Here is a 17,029-nt window from a genome sequence, read left to right as displayed (position 1 = left end):
GTCCGTCGTCGGGAGGAAAGGTCCCCCATGCCTCGCTCCGCCGCAGTTGTAGAACCTGTCCGCAAGACAGACGCGAAGGCCGCACCGGCCACAAGCCGTACGACCGAAGAGGCGGAAGGCCGACTGCCGCAGATCGTCGACGCCCGGGAGGTGGCCCCGGCCGACGCCCGGCAGCTCTCGCGGATCTTCCTGCTGCGGCTGCGGTCCCTGGAGGAGGGCACCCGGGAGTACCAGTACGCGCGCAACACCCTCATCGAGATGAACATCTCACTGGTGCACTTCGCCGCCCGTCGCTTCCGCGCCCGCTCCGCCGGCGGCGGCGTCGACATGGATGACATCCTCCAGGTCGGCACAATCGGTCTGATCAAGGCGATCGACCGCTTCGACCCCGAGCGGGAAGTGGAGTTCGCCACCCTCGCGCTCCCCTTCATCACCGGTGAGATCAAGCGGTACTTCCGTGACACCACCTGGGCCGTCCACGTCCCGCGCCGGCTCCAGGAACTGCGGACGGAACTCGCCAAGAGCCGGGAGGCCCTCACCGACCTCCTGGGCCGCGCCCCGACCGTCAAGGAACTCGCCCAGGACCTCGAACTGAGCGAGGACGAGGTCGTGGAGGGTCTGGTCGCCGCCAACGGCTACACCAGCGACTCCCTCGACGCCTCCGCCGGCTCGGAAGAGGACTCCGCGTCGGGCCGCCGGACCCGGTCGCTGGCCGACACCCTCGGCGAAGCCGACTACGGGATGGAACTCTTCGAGGAGTTCCACACCCTCGCCCCCCTGCTGGCCGAACTCGACGAACGCGACCGCCGCATCCTGCGGATGCGCTTCGGCGAGGAGAAGACCCAGGCGGAGATCGGCGCCGAACTGGGAATTTCCCAGATGCAGGTGTCCCGCCTCCTGTCCCGCACCCTGGCGCGCCTGCGCACCGGGATGCTCGCCTCCTGATCCACACTCCCGCCGAGGCGGCGGGCGGGCCGGTGCCGGCCGAGGACCGGCGGTAGCCTTGTCAGTCGACCCGGCCAACCGCCCGCCCCCGGAGGGAAGAACGTGACCTCGCTCCCGCAGCACCGCCGGCCCCCGGCCGCCCGTGGCGAGCATTCCTTCTTCGCCTACGACGACGACCTGGCATGGGCGGACACCGTGGTCCGCTTCGTGAGCAACGGCCTCGAACGCGGACAGCGCGTCTGGTACAGCGCCGACAGCACCGAGCCGAGCGCCGTCATCGACGTCCTGCGCCGCGGCGCCGTCGACGTCGACACCGCCCGCCGGGACGCCCGTCTGAGCGTCACCGGAACGGATCTGTCCTACCTGCGCCGCGTCCCCTTCGATCCCGACTGGGTCATCTCCATGTTCCGCGCGGCCTGCGCCGAAGCGCTCGCGGACGGCTGCACGGGGCTGCGCGTCCTCGGCGAGATGTCCTGGTCCGCGCGGCAGGCGACGGCCATCGACCGCATCCTGGAAGCGGAACTGCGCCTGGATCGCGAGGTGTACGCGGACCTCCCCCTGACGGGGCTGTGCCTGTTCGACCGCCGACTGATCCCCGCGCCGACCGCCGACCTGTTGACCCGGGCCCACACCACCTGCGCCGAACTGCCCCGCCCCCCGGCCGAAGCGCCCCGCCCCCGGCCCCCGGCCCGGTCCGCCGCCCTGGCCGCCGTCCCCATGCGCGACCGCGCCGGAATCCGGCTGAGCGGCAGCGGCGACATCGACACCCGCCACATCCTGCACTCGGCGCTCGCCGCCCTCGCGCGGATGCCCGGCCCCATCGTCCACCTCGACCTGTCGGCGGTGACCTACCTCGACCCGGGCGCGGTCGCCGTGCTCGTGGACGTCTCGAACTCACTGACCGGGAAGGGCCGGAGCCTCCTTCTCCACAAGCCCCCGTACTCGCTGCGCAAGGTAGCCGAGTTGTTTCCGGAGGAATGTGCCGCGCTGGAGGTCGCAGCATGATGGTCACCCCTGTTCCGGCCCCCGCGGAGCCCGCGGACTTCGTCCACCCCGCCCTCTTCTACCGGGACCTGGAGGAGTACACGGTCGGCATCGGCGATTTCGTGCGCGCGGCCCTGGAAGCGCAGGAGCCGGTCCTCCTGGCCGTGCCCGGCCCGCACCTCGACGCCCTGCGGCAGAGCCTGGGCAGCGACGCGGACGGCATCGACTGCGTGGACATGCGGCAGCTGGGTCGCAACCCCGGCCGCATCCTGTCCGCCCTCCAGGGGTTCGCCGACCGCGAACCCGGCCGGGCCGCCCGGATCGTCGGCGAGCCGATCTGGCCGGGCCGCTCCCCGGGCGAGATCCTCGAAGCCACCCGCCACGAGGCCCTCATCAACACCGCCTTCGCCGGTCGGGCCGCCACGATCCTCTGTCCCTACGACCTCTCCGGTCTCCCGGAGAACGTGGTGGCGGACGCCCGGCGCACCCACCCCACGGTGATCGAGGGCGGCCTGGACGGCGTCAGCCCCCTCTACACCGACGCCGCCGTCGTCTGCTCCGACTGTGATCTTCCCCTCCCCGAACCCACCCGCGACCTCCTCCTCGTGGAATACGCCGGCGGCGAACTCGCCCAGGTCCGCGAACACACCGAGAACTGGGTCCGCGGGGCGGCCCTGGACGCGGCCCGGCGGGGCGACTTCGTCCTCGCCGTCAGTGAAGCGGCCGCCAACTCGGTCGCCCACGGCGGCGGCAAGGGCACGCTGCGGTTGTGGCACACGGCCACGGGCGGCGTCGTGGCGGAGATCCAGGACAGCGGCCGCCTCTCCAACGCCCTCGCGGGCCGTCGGCGCCCCTCCCTGGCGTCGGGCAACGGCGGCCGCGGCCTGTGGATGATCCACCAGCTCTGTGACCTCGTCGAGATCCGGGCCCTCGAAACGGGCCTCACCCTGCGCCTCCACGTCAGCGGCGCCTGACCGCGCCGGCGGAGCCGGCCCCCGGGCCTCCCGCCGGCGCCACCGGCGCCTGTAAAGTTGCGCCAGAACGGCACACGGTCGACGGAGAGGCTGACGTGGGAACTGGCAACCCAGGAGACGGCGAAGTGACTCCACAGGGGGGCACGGCGACAGACGGACCGCAGGGCGCGGAACTCCGCGAGAGCGGGACGGGAGCCGTGGTGTGCGCCATCACCGGAGACCTGGACCTGGACGGCCTCGGCGCCGTCCGCCCGCTGCTGGAGCAGGCGATCAGGTCGGGCGCGAACCGGCTGGTGATCGACCTGACCGGGTTGGGCTTCTGCGACTCCTCGGGCCTCAACCTGCTGCTCGCCGCGCGTCTGGACGCGGAGAAGGCCGGCCTCGGGGTGCGGCTGGCCGCGCCCACACAGCAGCTCCTGCGGCTCCTGGAGATCACGGGGGCGGACACCGTCTTCACCGTCGACACCACCGTCGACGCCGCGCTCGGCGCCCCCTGAGCCCGCGCGTGCCGACCACATGCCCTGCCCGCATACACCGGGGGCACTGCGCCGATCGGGGTAACCACGTGTCCGGGTGGTCAGACCGGGCATACGCACCACCTGAGGCACCGAGGGCGACGACGCCCGGTAGCCCGCCCACACCGGTAACTCGCGATACAGGACGAACAGCGTCAACGACGGGGGTGAGACCACAGTGAAGACCATCGGATCGGACACCAGCGATCCACTGCCCACAGGACCGCCGGTCATGGGCCAGCGCCGTCGGCTCACCCTCGACGGTACCCGCGGCCAGGTCGCCAAGGGCCGGGAGTTCACGTACCGGGCCCTGCGCGACTGGGGCTGGGACGGGAGCGAGACCGCCGACGACGCGCTCCTCATCGTCTCGGAGCTGGTGACCAACGCCAACGTCCACGCGGGCGGCTGCGAACAGCTGCTGCTCGTGGCCGGCGAATGCCTGCGGATCGAGGTGTTCGACGGGGACCCCGAGCCTCCCCGTCCCGCCCTCAAGCACCAGCGCGGAGCCCCCGGAAGCCAGGGCCTCTACATCGTGCGGCGCCTCTCCGACCGCTGGGGCTTTGTCCGCCACGAGCACGGCAAGTCCGTCTGGGCGGAGATAGACGCGGACCGGCTGGTGACCGGGCGGCCCGCACCCAAGCCGGCGCCGCCGGAACCTTCCCTCAACTGAGGACCCGGTCCCGGGCGGTGGGCCACGTCGCCCGAGGAGGGCTCGGATCCCGGCCCGAACGGCCCGGTCGCGCCGCGACCGGGCCGCCGCACGACCGGGCCGCCGCACACACCGCCGCCGGGGCCGCCCGCTCCCTCTTGGGGAACGGGCGGCCCCGGCGCTTGCCCCGCGGGTGCGGGGGAGCGGTGTCAGGCCACGCGGCGCGCGTCCCGGACGGCCTGCTCGGCGGCCTCGTCCAGGGTGTGGGCGCCGGCGGTGCTCAGGCGCCCGCCGCTGCTCTCCAGGTGGGCGCGGACGAACCACTGGAAGAGCTCCAGTCGGGCGAGCTGACCGATGAGCATGTCCTGGGTGACCGGGTCGAGCTCATCGGTGATCTTCATCGCCGCCCGGTGGTCCTCGATGACCCCCGTGTAGACCAGGTCCAGTGCCCCCAGGTGGGCGACCGCGTCGGCTCGACCCACGTCGTAGTCGTCCCAGGTCCGCTCGGCGACCAGGGCGCCCGGGGTGCCGGCGGGGACGCCGCCGAGGGTCGAGATCCGTTCCGCGGTGGTGTCGATCATCTCCCGCACCGCGTCCACCTGGGGGTCCAGCATCTCGTGGACGGCGATGAAATGAGGTCCGACCACATTCCAGTGGACGTGCTTGAGCGTCAGCGCCAGGTCGTTGAGCGAGTGCAGCCGCATGCGCAGCACGTCCACGACGCGAGCGGCTTCCTCCTTCGACATCCCCGGCACGGTGTAGTGCGGTGCGGTGGTGTGCTCAGCCATGACGAAAACTCCGAATCTGTGCCGATGTGCGATATCCACCGTCTGCCTCACTCGCCCCCTTTTTATGCGTGGTACACGCATATATATGGTCCGAGGCGACCGGCTTCCCGGCCACCGCACTAGGCCGCGGGGCGCATCTCCTGGCGGGTCGTCGGCAGTTCGCGTTCGGCCATGATCGCGGCCGCGGCCAGGGCGTCCTCGATCGTGGTCGTCGCGGTCGTGACGCAGAGGGTGTAGGAGACCTGCTCCAGCTCCTGCCGCGCGGTCGCGGAGTCCCGGCCGGCCAGGGAGGCGTACCGGGCGAGGAGGGAACGGACGACGATCGGGGACGGCATCAACATGGAAGGTCCTTTCGGGCCGGTTCACGGGACTGATCACCGAAGTGCCCTCGAAAGCCGAAAAGATGCGCGCCTTCCGTGCGCGCGTACGATGTTTCCCCCCCGACCCGGCCGGCATGCCCGTCCCCTGACCGGGCAGGCGGGCAGTCAGAGGCCCCGCGCCGCTCGCGGGGTCGGCGGTGACGAATCCGGGGAGGCGGGGTACGTATGGCGACTCGATTCACCGACCGCGACGGCGAGGAGATGGTCGGAACCCGCCGCCGGGCCGACATCGAACGGGCGTACGGAAGCCTGGAGCGGTCCACCCCGTTCTCCCGGGGCGCCGCGACCGGCTACCAGTGGGCTCTCGGCCGGGAGGACGAAGGGCCCGTCACCGGGGTCCACGCCGAGGGGCCGCCGGGCATCGACCTGCTGATCGCGGAGGTGGACGCAGCCGTCGTGCGGCTGGAGGAGCAACCGCGGCGCTCCGTGCCGCACGCCCACATCCAGGGGGTGCACGACGCCCTGGCCTGGGTGTGCGGACAGACCGAGGAGCACCCGTCCTGAGCTGACCGGCCCGCCAACGCGGCTGGGATCAGGGCGCGTTGGAAGTCGCCGCCGGGGTACAAGGGCCCGCATGACAACCAGGCCCATGTGGTGGCGTACGAGGAAGACCGACGAGCCGACCGCCCCGGACGCACCGCGCGCCCCCGCCCGGGCCGCGATGCGCGGTCGGCCTCCGGCCTCACCGGTCGTCCGGGCGGTGGCCATGGTCGGTGCCTTCGCGGTGACCGTGGGGTTCAGCGTGGTGCTGGCCCGCCTCACCCTGGAGCCGTCCCCGGCGTCGGTGGCGCTCGTCCACAGCAACGTGCACCCCGGCCGCTCGATCGACGCGTACCTGCACGGGCCGTCCGTGCGCGAGGCCGCGCGTCAGCTCGGCGGCAACGTCCTGCTCGGCGTGCCGCTCGGGGTGCTGCTGCCGGTGCTCGTCCCGCCGGCCCGCGGTCTGCTGAGGGTCGCCGTCGTGACGGCGGTCCTGATGACGCTGGTGGAGCTGATCCAGGGCGCCCTGGTGAGCGGGCGGGCCTTCGACGTCGACGACGTCATCCTGAACACCACGGGCGCGCTGCTGGGGTACCTGCTGGTCGGACGGCGCCTCGGGCGCGCCGTCCACCCCCGCCGCCGGCACTGGTGGCACCGCTGGTCCCGCCCGGCCGAAGCCGGTACGGCGGGGGAGTGAGGCCGGCCCGAACGGGGCGCGACGCCCTCATCGGAGCGGGCGTGCCTCCAGTGCCGGGACGGGGTCCTGGTGGCCGCCCGACGGCAGCATGCGTACCTCGCCGCGGTCGCTGATCTCCGCCCGTACGATGCCGGTCCGGTCCTCGTACACGGGATGGCCGCCCGGCCCCGACTGCTGGGTCCGGGAGACGACCACGGTGTCGGGCTCCGCACCGGGCTCGCCGGGAAGCACCAGTTCGTAGCGCTCGGCGCTCACCTGGGGCCTCCTTCCGTCGGGCCCGTCGAGGGCTCTCCTCCTTCCATCATGGGCGAAGGGGGCTGCCGCCGCGCGAGGGCGGCGCGGCCCGGCGCGGTAGCCGGTGCGGTGGCCCGGTGAGGGGTGGCCCGGTCAGCCCGCGCGGCCGTAGCGCACGTCGGAGGTCCAGATCCGTTCGAGGCGGACCCGGCCGCCCGGCCGCGGGGCATGCCAGATCTTGCCGCCCCCGGCGTAGATGCCGACGTGTTGCATGGTGGCGCCCCGGGGGAAGAAGACGAGGTCGCCGGGGGCGCGCCGGGCGGGTGGGATGTGCCGCGTCTGTTGCCATTGCTGTTCCGCGGTGCGCGGCAGCCGGCTTCCCGCCTTGCGGAACGCGTAGAAGGTCAGTCCCGAGCAGTCGAAACGTTTGGGCCCCGCCGCGCCGTAGGCGTACGGGGCCCCCCGTTTGGAGGCGGCCACCGCGACGGCTTTTACGCCGTGCGATACGGCGGCGTGGGCCGGTGTGGCGCTGCCGGTCACCGTCGAGGCGGCGAGGAACAGGCCGAGGAAGGACAGGGCGAGGACTCGGGGCGAGGGGGCCGTGGGCCCTGGTTCTTCGGGGGAATGCGCGTGTTCCGTTCCGTAGGGGGCCATCGTGATACCTCCGCATTGGGTTGCAGGAACAGCCCCGCATCCGGGGCCGGTCTTGATTGACATGCGCTTGGCTCTCGACGGCCGACCAGTCTTCCTGCCGGTCGGGGCATTTCCGGTGATTTGAAGCTTCAAGCGGTGTATCGGTTGCGTAAAGAGACCCGCCCTCCCCTACGGGGCGGAGGGTGGGGAGGCGGGCGTCGGGCCGGCCGGCGGGTCGGGTCGGGGGGCCGCACCGGCGCCAGTCTCCTCGGCCCTGATCATGCTCGTCGTGCCGGTCATTTCGAGCAGGCGCCGCACCTGGGGCGACCGCACTCCCGCCACGCGCAGGGTCCGGCCGCCGGCGCGGGCGTCCCGCTCCGCGCGGAGCAGCACGTTCAGCCCGGAGCAGTCGCAGAAGGAGACCTCGCTGAAGTCGGCCTCGACGCGCGTCGCGCCGTCGGAGAGCGCCTCGTGGAGCGCCTCGGCCAACAGTGGTGCGGTCGCGACGTCGATCTCCCCCGCCACCGCCACGGTGACGCGCCCGTCGGAGCGGCTCGTCGTGACGGCGGCCGCGACCTCCTCCGGCGTGGGGCCGGGCACGTGTCGACGCCTGGCCATCGCTTGCTCCTTCCTCCTCCCCTCGCCACCCGGTGACCGGGGTCCGCCTCTGTCAGATCTCCCGGCGCTGGGTGTCGCTGTCCCGGCGCAGCCGGTGCGTGTGGCGGGTCATCTCGTCGATGCGCTCGGCGAGCTCGGAGTGCTCGGGGCGCAGGTGGCGCCGGGTGTCGCTGAGCGGGCGGACGAGGTGTGCCGCGTCGTCGCGGGCGAGCGCCTGGTTGAGCTCCCCCAACTGCCGGTCGGCACTGGCGGGCAGGTTCGTCAGGGCGGTGACCTGCCCGGCGAGCCGGCGCAGGCCCGCGGCGTTGTCTCGGGCCCACGCGGTGACGGTGCGGTCGGCCGCCCGCCGGTCGCGCACGGCCTGCACCCGCTGCTCACCGGTCACCCCGGACTCGCCGGGGCGTTGGCGCAGGTAGCGCCGCTCGGCGGCCTGGCGGCTGGCCACGCCGAGGGGCCCGGCCAGGTCCGCCCAACTGGCGCCGGCCTCGCGGGCGGTCTCGATCAGCCCGGCCTCCCAGCCGGCGAGCTGCTCCCGCACGCGGCGCAGCAGCACGAGGCTGGCCAGGGCCGGGTGCGGGCCGTCCGCGACGTGGTCCGCCCGGTGGTCCGCGGCGTCGGTGTTCTGGGCCTCCCGGACGGCTCGGTCGATCGTTTCGAGGGCCGCCGCCGCGGCGAGGAACGAGGCCGGCCCCGTACCCGCTCGGGGGGTGGGCTGCACGGATGGGGTCATGGGCTGCTCCGTAGATCGCTCTCGTCATCCTCCCGATGACGTTTCACTTGTCATCGCCTGGACGACATGTTACAACGGAAGCACGTTGAAGCGCATTGGCAGTTCCTGCCTGAACCGACTGGAGGTGTTTCGCGATGTTGATGCGCACCGACCCGTTCCGCGAGCTCGACCGGCTCACCCAGCAGCTGATGGGGAGCACCGGCACCTGGTCGAAGCCGTCCGTGATGCCGATGGACGCCTACCGCGAGGGCGACGACTACGTGATCGCCTTCGACCTCCCGGGTGTCACCGCGGACGCGATCGACATCGACGTCGAGCGGAACATGCTGACCGTCCGGGCCGAGCGCCGGCCGACGGCCAAGGGCGAGGACGTGCAGATGGAACTCTCCGAGCGTCCCCTCGGCGTGTTCTCCCGGCAGATCGTGCTCGCCGACACGCTGGACACCGAGAACATCAAGGCCGACTACGAAGCGGGTGTCCTGACCCTGCGCATCCCGATCGCCGAGCGCGCGAAGCCGCGCAAGGTCACCATCAGCGCCACCGGCAACGGGCGCAAGGAGATCTCCGGCTGATCGGTCACTCGGCCGCTTGCCCTGTCCGGGCCCCGGCGGACGCGGTCCCGTGGCCCCCGGCCGGGCCCGTGGTCCGACACCGCGTGTGTGCGGAAGATCCGCCCGGCCAGGGCCGAGGCGCGGAGGACGGGTCGCTCACTCCCCCCGGCAGTCCCGTCCTCCGTCACGCGTGCGGGGGCCTGCGGCCCCCGCCCCGGAGACCGTCCCCGCGAGCACCGTCCCGCGGGCCCCCGTCCCAGCGAGCACACGCACCGAGGAGGACAGGCCCATGGCATTGCGTTGGGAGGCGTTCCTCGACCAGGTCCGGGAACGCGGCGAATACGACACCCCTCAGGAAGCCGATCGGGCCGCCCGGGTCGTCCTGGCCCTGCTCGGCGCCCACGTCGTCGGCACCGAACGCGCCGAGTTGGCGGCCCGTCTGCCCGAGACGTACGCCCTGATCCTCCTCAACCCGCTGCAGGCGGTGGAGCCGCTCTCCCCGGAGCGCTTCGTACGCGCCACGGCGGCCTGGATCGAGGGCGCCTCGCAGGCGACGGCTGCCTGGGACGTCGGCGCCGTGCTCAGCGTCGTCGCCGATGCGGCCGGCCAGGACCTCACCCGCCGCATCCTGCTCCAGCTGCCTCCCGGCTACGACCTCCTCTTCGGGAGCCCGCAGCCGACCTGAACCCCGCAGCCGACCTGAACCCTCTCCCATCCCCCTTCCGCCACCCTCCGATCCCTCGACGAGAAAGGCGCACAGCATCCATGTTCCACCGGCCTGAACGGGTTCGGCAGGCGCCGGACATGACCTACGACCAGATGGTGGAGAAGGTGCGGTACGAAGGCGCGTACCCCACCCGGGAGCGGGCCGAGACCGCCGTCCGCGACGTCATGTCCGCCCTCGGCCGCCAGATCACGGGCGACGAGCGCGTGGACCTGGCCGCCCGCCTGCCCGTGGAAGCCGCCCTCGCCTTCACGGCCCAAGTCCCCGACCCCCGGCCCCGCACCGGCTGGGCCTTCGTCAAGGACCTCGCGGCGCAGACCGGCGGCACGCCCGCCACCGCCCGCTGGGAAGCCGGCGCGGTCCTCACCGTCGTGGCGGCCCTGGCCGGGCCCGACCTCCTCGCCCGCGTCCTCTCCGGCCTGCCCGAAGGCTGGGCGCTCCTCTTCGGCCGGGCGCAGCTCCTCACCCCGCAGCCCGCCCGCAGCGCCGCCTGACCCGGCGGGCGCGCCGGAACCGGGGGCGGCGTCCGCCGCCCCCGTCGGCACTGCGCGATGATCAGGGACATGCCCGTCGAGCTCATCTCCGTCACCGCCCTGGTCGTCGTCCTGGTCTGCGCCGTCGTCCGTCCCTTCGGCCGGTCGGAGGCGGTGTTCGCGGTACCGGCCGCGGTGGTGGTCATCGCCGTCGGTGGGATCACGCCGAGCCACGTGCGCGAGGAAGCGGAGCGGCTCGGGCCGGTGATCGGCTTTCTCGCCGCGGTCCTCGTCCTCGCCAAACTCTGTGACGACGACGGGCTCTTCCACGCCTGCGGCACCTGGATGGGACGCTGGGCGGCCGGGCGCCCGCGCCGGCTGCTCGGCGCGGTCTTCGTCCTCGCGTCGCTGATCACCGCGGCACTGAGTCTGGACGCCACCGTGGTCCTGCTGACCCCGGTGGTGTTCGCGACCGCGGCCCGCATGGGCGCACGGCCCACGCCCCACGTCTACGCCGCCGCCCACCTGTCCAATTCGGCCTCGTTGCTCCTGCCGGTGTCGAACCTGACGAACCTGCTGGCCTACACCGCCAGCGGCCTCACCTTCACGCGCTTCGCGCTGCTGATGACGCTGCCCTGGCTGGCCGCGATCGGCGTCGAATACCTGGCCTTCCGCCGTTTCTTCGCCGCGGACCTGAACGCGCCCGCGGAGCGGCCCGAGGCGACGGAACAGCCCGAACTGCCGCTGTTCGCGCTCGTGACCGTCGCCGCCACCCTCGCCGGGTTCGCGGTCGCGTCCGCCGTCGGCATCGACCCGGCCTGGGCCGCGGCCGCCGGCGCGCTGGTGATGGCCGTACGGGCGCTCGCACGCCGCCGCACCACGGCCGGCGCCGTGCTGCGCGCCGCGGCCCCGTCCTTCCTCGCCTTCGTGCTCGCGCTCGGCATCGTGGTCCGGGCCGTCGTCGACCACGGGCTCGGCGACGCCCTCGGCCACGTCCTGCCCGGGGGTACCGGGCTGCCCGCGCTGCTCGGGACCGCCGCGCTCGCCGCGCTGCTGGCCAACCTGATCAACAACCTGCCGGCCGTGCTGGCCCTGGTCCCGCTGGCCGCGCCCGCCGGCCCCGGCGCGGTGCTCGCCGTGCTCCTCGGGGTGAACATCGGACCCAATCTCACCTACGCCGGGTCGTTGGCCACGCTGCTGTGGCGGCGCATCGCCCACGGGCACGACCACCAGGTCAGCCTGGGGCAGTTCACCCGACTCGGCCTCCTCACCGTCCCCGCCGCCCTCGTCGCCTCGACGGTCGCCCTGTGGGCCTCCCTGGGACTCTTCGGGCCCTGACGCGGAGGGCCGCCGCGCATCGCGGCACAACTCCCCCTCTCACCCGTCGTGTTTACCGACGTGATTTTCGGTTACAGGATGTAGTGAAAGACAGTCAGACCGTCAGTACCGACGGAAGGCAGGAACATGAACCTCGTTGCCGGGCTCATCCTCGTCGCGGTCTTCGCCCTCATCGCCCTCCTGGTCGTGGCCCCTTCGGCCCCCACGCGGCGCAACCCCGTTCCCGGGCGCCGGCGTTCCGGCGCGCACCGGCTGAAGACCGTTCCCCAGCAGCGCGGCGCGGGCCGCTTCCACACTCCGCAGTGACCCGCACCGGGGCACATTACTCCCCCGACCCCCTTGTGGGGGAGGGGGAGTTTTTTTGGCCCCGCGTTTGCAACCGGACGACTCCTACCCGTCTCGTCCCGATCTCTTGACGCGGCCCAACGACCCTCACATACTGGCGGCCAAATCGATTTGGCCTTGTTGCCGCGACCCCCGTCCCGGGCCGTGGGACAGCCATATCCGGAACGAGCCGAACGGAGCTCGAACGTGCCCGGTTTCCGTACCGCCAACCGCCGTCCCCTGCCCTCGCAGCCACCCTCGGAGGACCGGTCCGCCCAGGACCAGCCCGGCGAAGAGCAGCAGTCCGCTCGACAGCCCCATCCCGTGGACCAGACCCGCCCCCTGGGCCGGATCCTGCTCTTCGGCGTCCAACACGTCCTGGTGATGGCCGCGACCCCCATCTCGGCGATCTTCCTGATGAGCGCGACCCTGGGGCTGGACTCCCGGCTCACGGTCAAACTCCTCTCCGCCGCCTTCGTCCTGTCCGGGATCGGCTCGCTGATCCAGTCCCTCGGCCCCTGGAAGTTCGGCCCCCGGCTTCCGTTCGTCATGCTGCCCGGGGGCGCTCCGCTCATCCTGTTCCTCGCCATCGCCCAGCAGCACGGCCTGCCCACCGCGACCGGCGCCGTGATCCTCACGGCCGCCTTCTACTTCGTGGTGCTGCCCGTCTTCTCCCGGCTGCTGGCCTTCTTCCCCGCCCTCGTCATCGGCACGATGATCGTCATCGTCGGCGTGAACCTCGTGAAGGTCGGCGCGCTCCTGGTCACCGGCCGGCCCGACGAGCCCGGCTTCGCCGATCCCGGCCACCTCGTGCTGGGCCTGGCCACCATCGGCTTCACCATCGCCTTCTACCGGCTCTTCACCGGCGTCCTGCGCCAGCTCGCCGTCATGCTCGGCCTGCTCGCCGGTACCGCCCTGGCCTTCGCCCTCGGCGACGTCGACTTCGGCCGGGCCCTCCACGGTCCGCTGCTCGGCGCGCCCGAACTGCTGCCGTTCGGCTCGCCGCAGTTCAACCTGGTCGCCGCACTGCCGCTGATGCTCTACAGCCTCGCCTCCATGGCGGAGGCCACCGGGCAGACGGTCATCAACGCGGAAGCGGTCGGAAAGCCCATCGACCGGCGCGTCGACGTACCCAAGACCATCCGCGGCGACGCGGTCGTGTCCCTCCTCGGCGGCTTCTTCGGACTGCCGCTGATGGTCACCAGCGGAGAGAACATCGGCATCGTCCGCGTCACCGGCGTCCGCAGCCGCTTCGTCACCGCCGCGGCCGGCGTCGTCCTCATCTGCGTCGGGTTCCTCGCTCCCGTGACGCGCGCGATCAGCGTCGTACCCGCGGCCGTCGTCGGCGGCACCGCCATGGTCGTCTTCGCCGTCATCACGGTGCTCGGCATCCAGATGCTGGGCCGCGCCGAACTCGACCGGCACACCAACACCTTCATCTGCGCCGTGTCCCTCGCCCTCGGGCTGCTGCCCATCCTGATCCCGGGCGTCTACGGGAGCCTGCCGTCGGGGCCCCGCATCCTTCTCGAAAGCGGCGTCGCGGTCGGGGCGTTCACCGCCGCCCTCCTCAACGTGCTCTTCCACCACCCGAAGCTGACCAGGGCCCGCCCGGCCGAGGCCGCGGAAGCCCCCGAGGCCGCCGAGGCCGCGCCGCAGCCCGAGCCGGGGGCGCCGCCACTCCACGCGCCCGTGCCGCGCGGCTGAACTCCCCCCATCGGAAAGAGAACCATGAACGACGTGTCCCCCGACCACCTCGCCGGCACCGGCCCGCGGCTGCTCCTGCCCGACGTGGTGATCACCCCCGACGGGCCGCTCGACGCACACGCCGTCGTCGTGGCCGACGGCTCCTTCGGCGCCATCGGCCCGGCCGCCGAACTGCGCTCCCGGCACCCGCGGTTGACACCCGTACGACTGCCCGGGCACGCGCTGATGCCCGGCTTCGTCGACACCCACCACCACCTCACCCAGAGCTTCGGCGCGGCCCTCGCGTTCGGTGAACCCTCCGAGATCTTCCGCCGCGTGTGGGCACCGCTGGAGGGCGCGCTGGACGAGGAGTCCGCCTACGTGGCCGCGAAGCTGGCCGCGCTGGAGTCCCTGCGCGGCGGCTTCACCACCGTCGCGGAGGCGGGCACCCGGGCCGCCGTCGAGGCGGACGTCGTCGCGGCCGCCGCGCGGGACGCCGGGATCCGCTGCGTGCTCGGGCTCCTGTGCAACGACGCCCCGGGCGAGGACGCCGCGGACGTCATGGCCCAGGCGCACAAACACCTGGCCCGCTACGACGCCGACGACCTGATCCACCCGTCCCTCGCCGTCTCCATCCCCGAGGCCGCGACCGCCCGCACCCTGCGGGAGACCGCCCGCCTGGCGGCCGAGGCCGGAGCCGTCGTACAGATCCACGTCAACGAGCACCTCGTCGCCGTCGAACGCTCCCTCGTCCGGCACGGTCTGCGCCCCTTGGAACACCTGCACCACGTGGGCGCCCTCGGACCCCAGTTGGTGGCCGCCCACGCGACCCTCCTCACCCCGGCCGAGCTCACCCTCCTCGCCGACAGCGGGGCTGCCGTCAGCTACAACCCGGTGGCCAGTGCCTGGAAGGGGAACGCCGTCGCCCCCGCGGCCCTGATGGCCGAGCGCGGCATCCGCTTCGGACTGGGCACCGACGGCACCCGGGGCGACGCCTTCCGGCTCGCCGACGCCGCGGAGTCCGCCCAGCGGCTCGCCTACGGCCTGGCCTCCGGCGACTCCTCCTGCGGAGCGGGCTGGACCTGGCTGGAGCACGGCTCCCGGGGCGGCGCCGACGCCCTCGGCCTGGGCTCCTTCACCGGAACCGTCTCCGAAGGGGCCGCCGCCGACTTCCTGCTCGTCGACATATCGACCCCCGAGATGCGGCTCTCCTGGGACCTGCCCTGGGAACTGGTGCGGCGCGGCAACCGCGACCAGATCACCGCCGTGTTCGTCGGCGGCCGGCTACGGTTGTGGCGCGGCTGGCCCACGGACTGGGACGGCCCGGCGCTGGTGCGGCAGGCGGCCGAACTCTCCCGTTCCGTACTGGGGCGCGCCGCGGTCACCCGGACCCACCCCACCTCCACGGCCGCCCGCGCCGACCGACACCAGGCGCGGAGCGTGGCACGGTGAGCACGCAGACCCTTGCCCTGCTGGCCGCCACGGTGGCGGTCGCCGCGTTCGTGCAGGGGACCAGCGGGCTCGGGTTCGCCCTGATCGTCGCCCCGGTCGCCGGTCTGCTGGATCCCGGACTGCTGCCCGTGTTCGTCCTCGCGTCGATGATCCCGCTCAACGCCTACGTGGCCTGGCGCGAGCGGGACAGCCTGGACCTGCGGGGCGCCGGCTGGATCACCGGGGCACGGCTGGCGGCCACCCCGCTCGGCCTCGTCCTGCTGTGGGCCATCCCCGACGACCGGCTCGGGCTCTTCGTCGGGGCCGCCACGGTCCTGGCGGCGCTGGTCAGTCTCGCCGCGCCCGCCTTCACCCCCGGCCGGGGCGCGTACCTGGGCGCCGGCCTGATCACCGGGCTCACGGAAACCGCGACGGGGGTGGGCGGCCCGCCGCTCGCGCTGGTCTACCAGCACCGACCGCCCGCCGAGCTGCGGGCCACCATCGCCGTGTGCTTCCTCGTCGGCGAAGTGGCGTCGCTCGCGCTGCTGTTCGCGACCGGCCAGGGCCACCCGGGCCGGCTCCTGCCGGCGTTGCTGCTGCTGCCCGCCCTGGCGGTCGGGGCCTGGCTGAGCCGTCTGGTCCACCACCGCCTCGACGCCCGCCGGATGCGCCTGTTCGTCCTCGGCTTCGCGCTGGTCTCCGGGGTGGTGCTGATGCTCGGTTGAAGGCTGTCCCGCCGGGGAGTGCGGGTCAGCCCTCAGGGCGCCGTCGACGGGCGCGTGCGCAGGGAGGACGCGCGGGCGACCAGGCGGGGAGCGGGGGCCGTGGCGACGGGTGGGGCGTCCTCGCCGCGCAGTCGGCCGAGCAGCAGCTCCACCGCCTGCGACGCCGCGTCGTCCAGGTGCAGGTCGACCGCCGTGAGCGGGGGCTCGCAGGTCCGGGCCCGCAGCCCGTCGTAGCGGGTGACCACCATGACGTCCTCGGGAATCCGTCGACCGCCGTCCTTCAGCGCCCGGACCGCGCCGACGGCGAAGGTGTCCACCAGAGCGCAGACGGCGTCGATGTCGGGGTGGGCGGCGAGCAGCGCCGCACAGGCGTCGTACCCCGCCTGTTCGCCGCCCTCCTCGGGAGCGGTCGCCACCAGCGGCTGCCCGCCGTGCCGGGCCGCGGCCTCCTCGAACACCGCCCGGGCGTCGACGCCGGAGTGGCGCGCGCCGTCCCCGACGATCAGCGCGGGCCGCCGCGCGCCCTGCTCCCGCAGGTGCCCGAGCAGCAGTTGCGCGACGGGGGTGCCGCGCAGGTCGACGTAGGGGGCGGCCTCGGCGGGGGAGACCGGCCGTCCCAGCGCCACGTACGGCAACCCCCGCTCCCGCAACTGCGCCACCGCGACGTCGTCCGTGTCGGGCTCCACGACGATGGCCCCGTCGATGTCCACCGAGTACAGGGGGGACCCGCTGCGGACCGGTGGGACGAGCACCAGCGCGTAGCCGTGGACCAGCGCCCGCTCCGCCGCCGCGGCGGCGACCTCCATGTAGAAGCCGAGCCGTGACGGGCCGCCCGCCACGGCGAACGGCATCGAGGAGGCCAGCGCGATGGCCTTGGCCTCGCCGCGCCGCAGGCGCTGCGCGCGCAGGTTCGGCCGGTACCCGAGCTCCGCGGCGATCGCCTTGATGCGTTCGCGGGTCCGGGGGTCGACCTTCCCGATCCCGTTCAGGGCATGGGAGACGGTCGTCCGTGAGACCGAGGCGGCCCGGGCCACATCGGCGATCGTGGGCGGCCGGGCACCGGTACCGGAAGGCGACATCTGGGGTAACGCTCCTCGCGCTGCGCAGTGGTGACCTCCGCATCTTCGCCGACCGGGGCCCCTGCGGGAAGACG

At 73.3% G+C, this 17,029-nt stretch carries 22 protein-coding genes; 15 read left to right on the top strand and 7 right to left on the bottom strand.

All coding sequences use genetic code 11. The features are described 5' to 3' along the window. Positions 1 to 27 precede the first annotated feature (27 nt). The 5 genes from ACFVXJ_RS02660 to ACFVXJ_RS02640 all read left to right on the top strand — a co-directional run bounded on the left by ACFVXJ_RS02660 (position 28) and on the right by ACFVXJ_RS02640 (position 4,088). Complete coding sequence (locus ACFVXJ_RS02660) at positions 28 to 945, top strand: SigB/SigF/SigG family RNA polymerase sigma factor (RefSeq protein WP_389657429.1); 918 nt, start codon at positions 28 to 30, stop codon at positions 943 to 945. Between the two features lie 102 nt (positions 946 to 1,047). Next, positions 1,048 to 1,950 carry an MEDS domain-containing protein gene (locus ACFVXJ_RS02655; RefSeq protein ID WP_389657426.1) on the top strand — a complete coding sequence of 301 codons (903 nt, stop codon included), beginning with the start codon at positions 1,048 to 1,050 and terminating at the stop codon, positions 1,948 to 1,950. Then, entirely contained in the window at positions 1,947 to 2,903 is a 957-nt protein-coding gene (locus tag ACFVXJ_RS02650) for an anti-sigma factor RsbA family regulatory protein (protein WP_389657423.1), read from the top strand. The genes ACFVXJ_RS02655 and ACFVXJ_RS02650 overlap by 4 nt, the downstream gene beginning before the upstream one ends. Before the next feature lie 125 nt (positions 2,904 to 3,028). Next, complete coding sequence (locus tag ACFVXJ_RS02645) at positions 3,029 to 3,400, top strand: STAS domain-containing protein (protein ID WP_361311826.1); 372 nt, start codon at positions 3,029 to 3,031, stop codon at positions 3,398 to 3,400. 250 nt (positions 3,401 to 3,650) lie between these two features. Continuing rightward, positions 3,651 to 4,088 carry an ATP-binding protein gene (locus ACFVXJ_RS02640; RefSeq protein WP_389657420.1) on the top strand — a complete coding sequence of 146 codons (438 nt, stop codon included), beginning with the start codon at positions 3,651 to 3,653 and terminating at the stop codon, positions 4,086 to 4,088. A gap of 188 nt (positions 4,089 to 4,276) precedes the next feature. Here ACFVXJ_RS02640 and ACFVXJ_RS02635 read toward each other — a convergent pair whose 3' ends face one another. Next, complete coding sequence (locus ACFVXJ_RS02635; RefSeq protein ID WP_389657417.1) at positions 4,277 to 4,855, bottom strand: Dps family protein; 579 nt, start codon at positions 4,853 to 4,855, stop codon at positions 4,277 to 4,279. Between the two features lie 119 nt (positions 4,856 to 4,974). Then, the gene (locus tag ACFVXJ_RS02630; RefSeq protein WP_389657414.1) at positions 4,975 to 5,196 is read right to left on the bottom strand and encodes a DUF5133 domain-containing protein; all 222 of its coding nucleotides are present in this window, start codon (positions 5,194 to 5,196) and stop codon (positions 4,975 to 4,977) included. Between the two features lie 204 nt (positions 5,197 to 5,400). On the opposite strand from ACFVXJ_RS02630, the gene ACFVXJ_RS02625 reads away from it, so the two are divergent. Both ACFVXJ_RS02625 and ACFVXJ_RS02620 read left to right on the top strand, forming a co-directional pair. Then, positions 5,401 to 5,739, top strand: coding sequence for a hypothetical protein (locus ACFVXJ_RS02625; protein WP_389657411.1), 339 nt, complete (start codon positions 5,401 to 5,403; stop codon positions 5,737 to 5,739). Positions 5,740 to 5,809: 70 nt separating this feature from the next. Further along, a complete protein-coding gene (locus ACFVXJ_RS02620; protein ID WP_389657408.1) occupies positions 5,810 to 6,412 on the top strand; it encodes a VanZ family protein in 603 nt (200 codons plus the stop codon). Between the two features lie 27 nt (positions 6,413 to 6,439). Here the strand turns inward: ACFVXJ_RS02620 and ACFVXJ_RS02615 are convergent, their stop codons facing one another. From ACFVXJ_RS02615 to ACFVXJ_RS02600, 4 genes are all read right to left on the bottom strand, one after another. After that, positions 6,440 to 6,667: a DUF6296 family protein gene (locus tag ACFVXJ_RS02615; RefSeq protein WP_361311812.1), complete on the bottom strand. Its 228-nt coding sequence runs from the start codon at positions 6,665 to 6,667 to the stop codon at positions 6,440 to 6,442. A gap of 132 nt (positions 6,668 to 6,799) precedes the next feature. After that, complete coding sequence (locus ACFVXJ_RS02610) at positions 6,800 to 7,300, bottom strand: C40 family peptidase (protein ID WP_389657405.1); 501 nt, start codon at positions 7,298 to 7,300, stop codon at positions 6,800 to 6,802. Between the two features lie 168 nt (positions 7,301 to 7,468). Then, positions 7,469 to 7,897, bottom strand: coding sequence for an STAS domain-containing protein (locus tag ACFVXJ_RS02605; protein WP_389657402.1), 429 nt, complete (start codon positions 7,895 to 7,897; stop codon positions 7,469 to 7,471). Positions 7,898 to 7,949: 52 nt separating this feature from the next. Further along, complete coding sequence (locus ACFVXJ_RS02600) at positions 7,950 to 8,627, bottom strand: HSP18 transcriptional regulator (protein ID WP_389657399.1); 678 nt, start codon at positions 8,625 to 8,627, stop codon at positions 7,950 to 7,952. A gap of 134 nt (positions 8,628 to 8,761) precedes the next feature. On the opposite strand from ACFVXJ_RS02600, the gene ACFVXJ_RS02595 reads away from it, so the two are divergent. The 8 genes from ACFVXJ_RS02595 (at position 8,762) to ACFVXJ_RS02560 (ending at position 15,876) form a co-directional block, all read left to right on the top strand. Next, entirely contained in the window at positions 8,762 to 9,199 is a 438-nt protein-coding gene (locus ACFVXJ_RS02595) for an Hsp20/alpha crystallin family protein (protein WP_389657396.1), read from the top strand. A 268-nt stretch (positions 9,200 to 9,467) separates the two neighbouring features. Beyond that, positions 9,468 to 9,863 carry a DUF2267 domain-containing protein gene (locus ACFVXJ_RS02590; protein WP_389657392.1) on the top strand — a complete coding sequence of 132 codons (396 nt, stop codon included), beginning with the start codon at positions 9,468 to 9,470 and terminating at the stop codon, positions 9,861 to 9,863. Positions 9,864 to 9,982: 119 nt separating this feature from the next. Beyond that, positions 9,983 to 10,396: a DUF2267 domain-containing protein gene (locus tag ACFVXJ_RS02585; RefSeq protein ID WP_389657389.1), complete on the top strand. Its 414-nt coding sequence runs from the start codon at positions 9,983 to 9,985 to the stop codon at positions 10,394 to 10,396. A gap of 69 nt (positions 10,397 to 10,465) precedes the next feature. Then, complete coding sequence (locus ACFVXJ_RS02580; protein ID WP_389657386.1) at positions 10,466 to 11,713, top strand: SLC13 family permease; 1,248 nt, start codon at positions 10,466 to 10,468, stop codon at positions 11,711 to 11,713. Positions 11,714 to 11,839: 126 nt separating this feature from the next. Further along, entirely contained in the window at positions 11,840 to 12,019 is a 180-nt protein-coding gene (locus ACFVXJ_RS02575) for a hypothetical protein (RefSeq protein WP_389657384.1), read from the top strand. 225 nt (positions 12,020 to 12,244) lie between these two features. Beyond that, entirely contained in the window at positions 12,245 to 13,741 is a 1,497-nt protein-coding gene (locus ACFVXJ_RS02570; protein ID WP_389657381.1) for a uracil-xanthine permease family protein, read from the top strand. Between the two features lie 24 nt (positions 13,742 to 13,765). Then, entirely contained in the window at positions 13,766 to 15,172 is a 1,407-nt protein-coding gene (locus ACFVXJ_RS02565) for an amidohydrolase family protein (RefSeq protein ID WP_389657378.1), read from the top strand. Then, entirely contained in the window at positions 15,169 to 15,876 is a 708-nt protein-coding gene (locus ACFVXJ_RS02560; RefSeq protein WP_389657375.1) for a sulfite exporter TauE/SafE family protein, read from the top strand. Before ACFVXJ_RS02565 ends, ACFVXJ_RS02560 begins: the two co-directional genes overlap by 4 nt. A gap of 32 nt (positions 15,877 to 15,908) precedes the next feature. Here ACFVXJ_RS02560 and ACFVXJ_RS02555 read toward each other — a convergent pair whose 3' ends face one another. Next, positions 15,909 to 16,955, bottom strand: coding sequence for a LacI family DNA-binding transcriptional regulator (locus ACFVXJ_RS02555; RefSeq protein WP_389657372.1), 1,047 nt, complete (start codon positions 16,953 to 16,955; stop codon positions 15,909 to 15,911). Positions 16,956 to 17,029 lie beyond the last annotated feature (74 nt).

The organism is Streptomyces sp. NPDC058279, assembly GCF_042881255.1.
Taxonomy (GTDB): Bacteria; Actinomycetota; Actinomycetes; order Streptomycetales; family Streptomycetaceae; genus Streptomyces.
Note: the sequence above shows the minus strand (reverse complement) of the source record. Positions and strands in the feature narration are given on the sequence as shown.

Bases quoted from the DNA above. Each gene is read 5' to 3' on its own strand.
- ACFVXJ_RS02660 (WP_389657429.1), top strand. From the start codon at position 28: ATGCCTCGCTCCGCCGCAGTTGTAGAACCTGTCCGCAAGACAGACGCG.
- ACFVXJ_RS02650 (WP_389657423.1), top strand. From the start codon at position 1,947: ATGATGGTCACCCCTGTTCCGGCCCCCGCGGAGCCCGCGGACTTCGTC.
- ACFVXJ_RS02640 (WP_389657420.1), top strand. From the start codon at position 3,651: ATGGGCCAGCGCCGTCGGCTCACCCTCGACGGTACCCGCGGCCAGGTC.
- ACFVXJ_RS02635 (WP_389657417.1), bottom strand. From the start codon at position 4,855: ATGGCTGAGCACACCACCGCACCGCACTACACCGTGCCGGGGATGTCG.
- ACFVXJ_RS02630 (WP_389657414.1), bottom strand. From the start codon at position 5,196: ATGTTGATGCCGTCCCCGATCGTCGTCCGTTCCCTCCTCGCCCGGTAC.
- ACFVXJ_RS02625 (WP_389657411.1), top strand. From the start codon at position 5,401: ATGGCGACTCGATTCACCGACCGCGACGGCGAGGAGATGGTCGGAACC.
- ACFVXJ_RS02620 (WP_389657408.1), top strand. From the start codon at position 5,810: ATGACAACCAGGCCCATGTGGTGGCGTACGAGGAAGACCGACGAGCCG.
- ACFVXJ_RS02610 (WP_389657405.1), bottom strand. From the start codon at position 7,300: ATGGCCCCCTACGGAACGGAACACGCGCATTCCCCCGAAGAACCAGGG.
- ACFVXJ_RS02605 (WP_389657402.1), bottom strand. From the start codon at position 7,897: ATGGCCAGGCGTCGACACGTGCCCGGCCCCACGCCGGAGGAGGTCGCG.
- ACFVXJ_RS02600 (WP_389657399.1), bottom strand. From the start codon at position 8,627: ATGACCCCATCCGTGCAGCCCACCCCCCGAGCGGGTACGGGGCCGGCC.
- ACFVXJ_RS02595 (WP_389657396.1), top strand. From the start codon at position 8,762: ATGTTGATGCGCACCGACCCGTTCCGCGAGCTCGACCGGCTCACCCAG.
- ACFVXJ_RS02590 (WP_389657392.1), top strand. From the start codon at position 9,468: ATGGCATTGCGTTGGGAGGCGTTCCTCGACCAGGTCCGGGAACGCGGC.
- ACFVXJ_RS02585 (WP_389657389.1), top strand. From the start codon at position 9,983: ATGACCTACGACCAGATGGTGGAGAAGGTGCGGTACGAAGGCGCGTAC.
- ACFVXJ_RS02580 (WP_389657386.1), top strand. From the start codon at position 10,466: ATGCCCGTCGAGCTCATCTCCGTCACCGCCCTGGTCGTCGTCCTGGTC.
- ACFVXJ_RS02575 (WP_389657384.1), top strand. From the start codon at position 11,840: ATGAACCTCGTTGCCGGGCTCATCCTCGTCGCGGTCTTCGCCCTCATC.
- ACFVXJ_RS02565 (WP_389657378.1), top strand. From the start codon at position 13,766: ATGAACGACGTGTCCCCCGACCACCTCGCCGGCACCGGCCCGCGGCTG.
- ACFVXJ_RS02555 (WP_389657372.1), bottom strand. From the start codon at position 16,955: ATGTCGCCTTCCGGTACCGGTGCCCGGCCGCCCACGATCGCCGATGTG.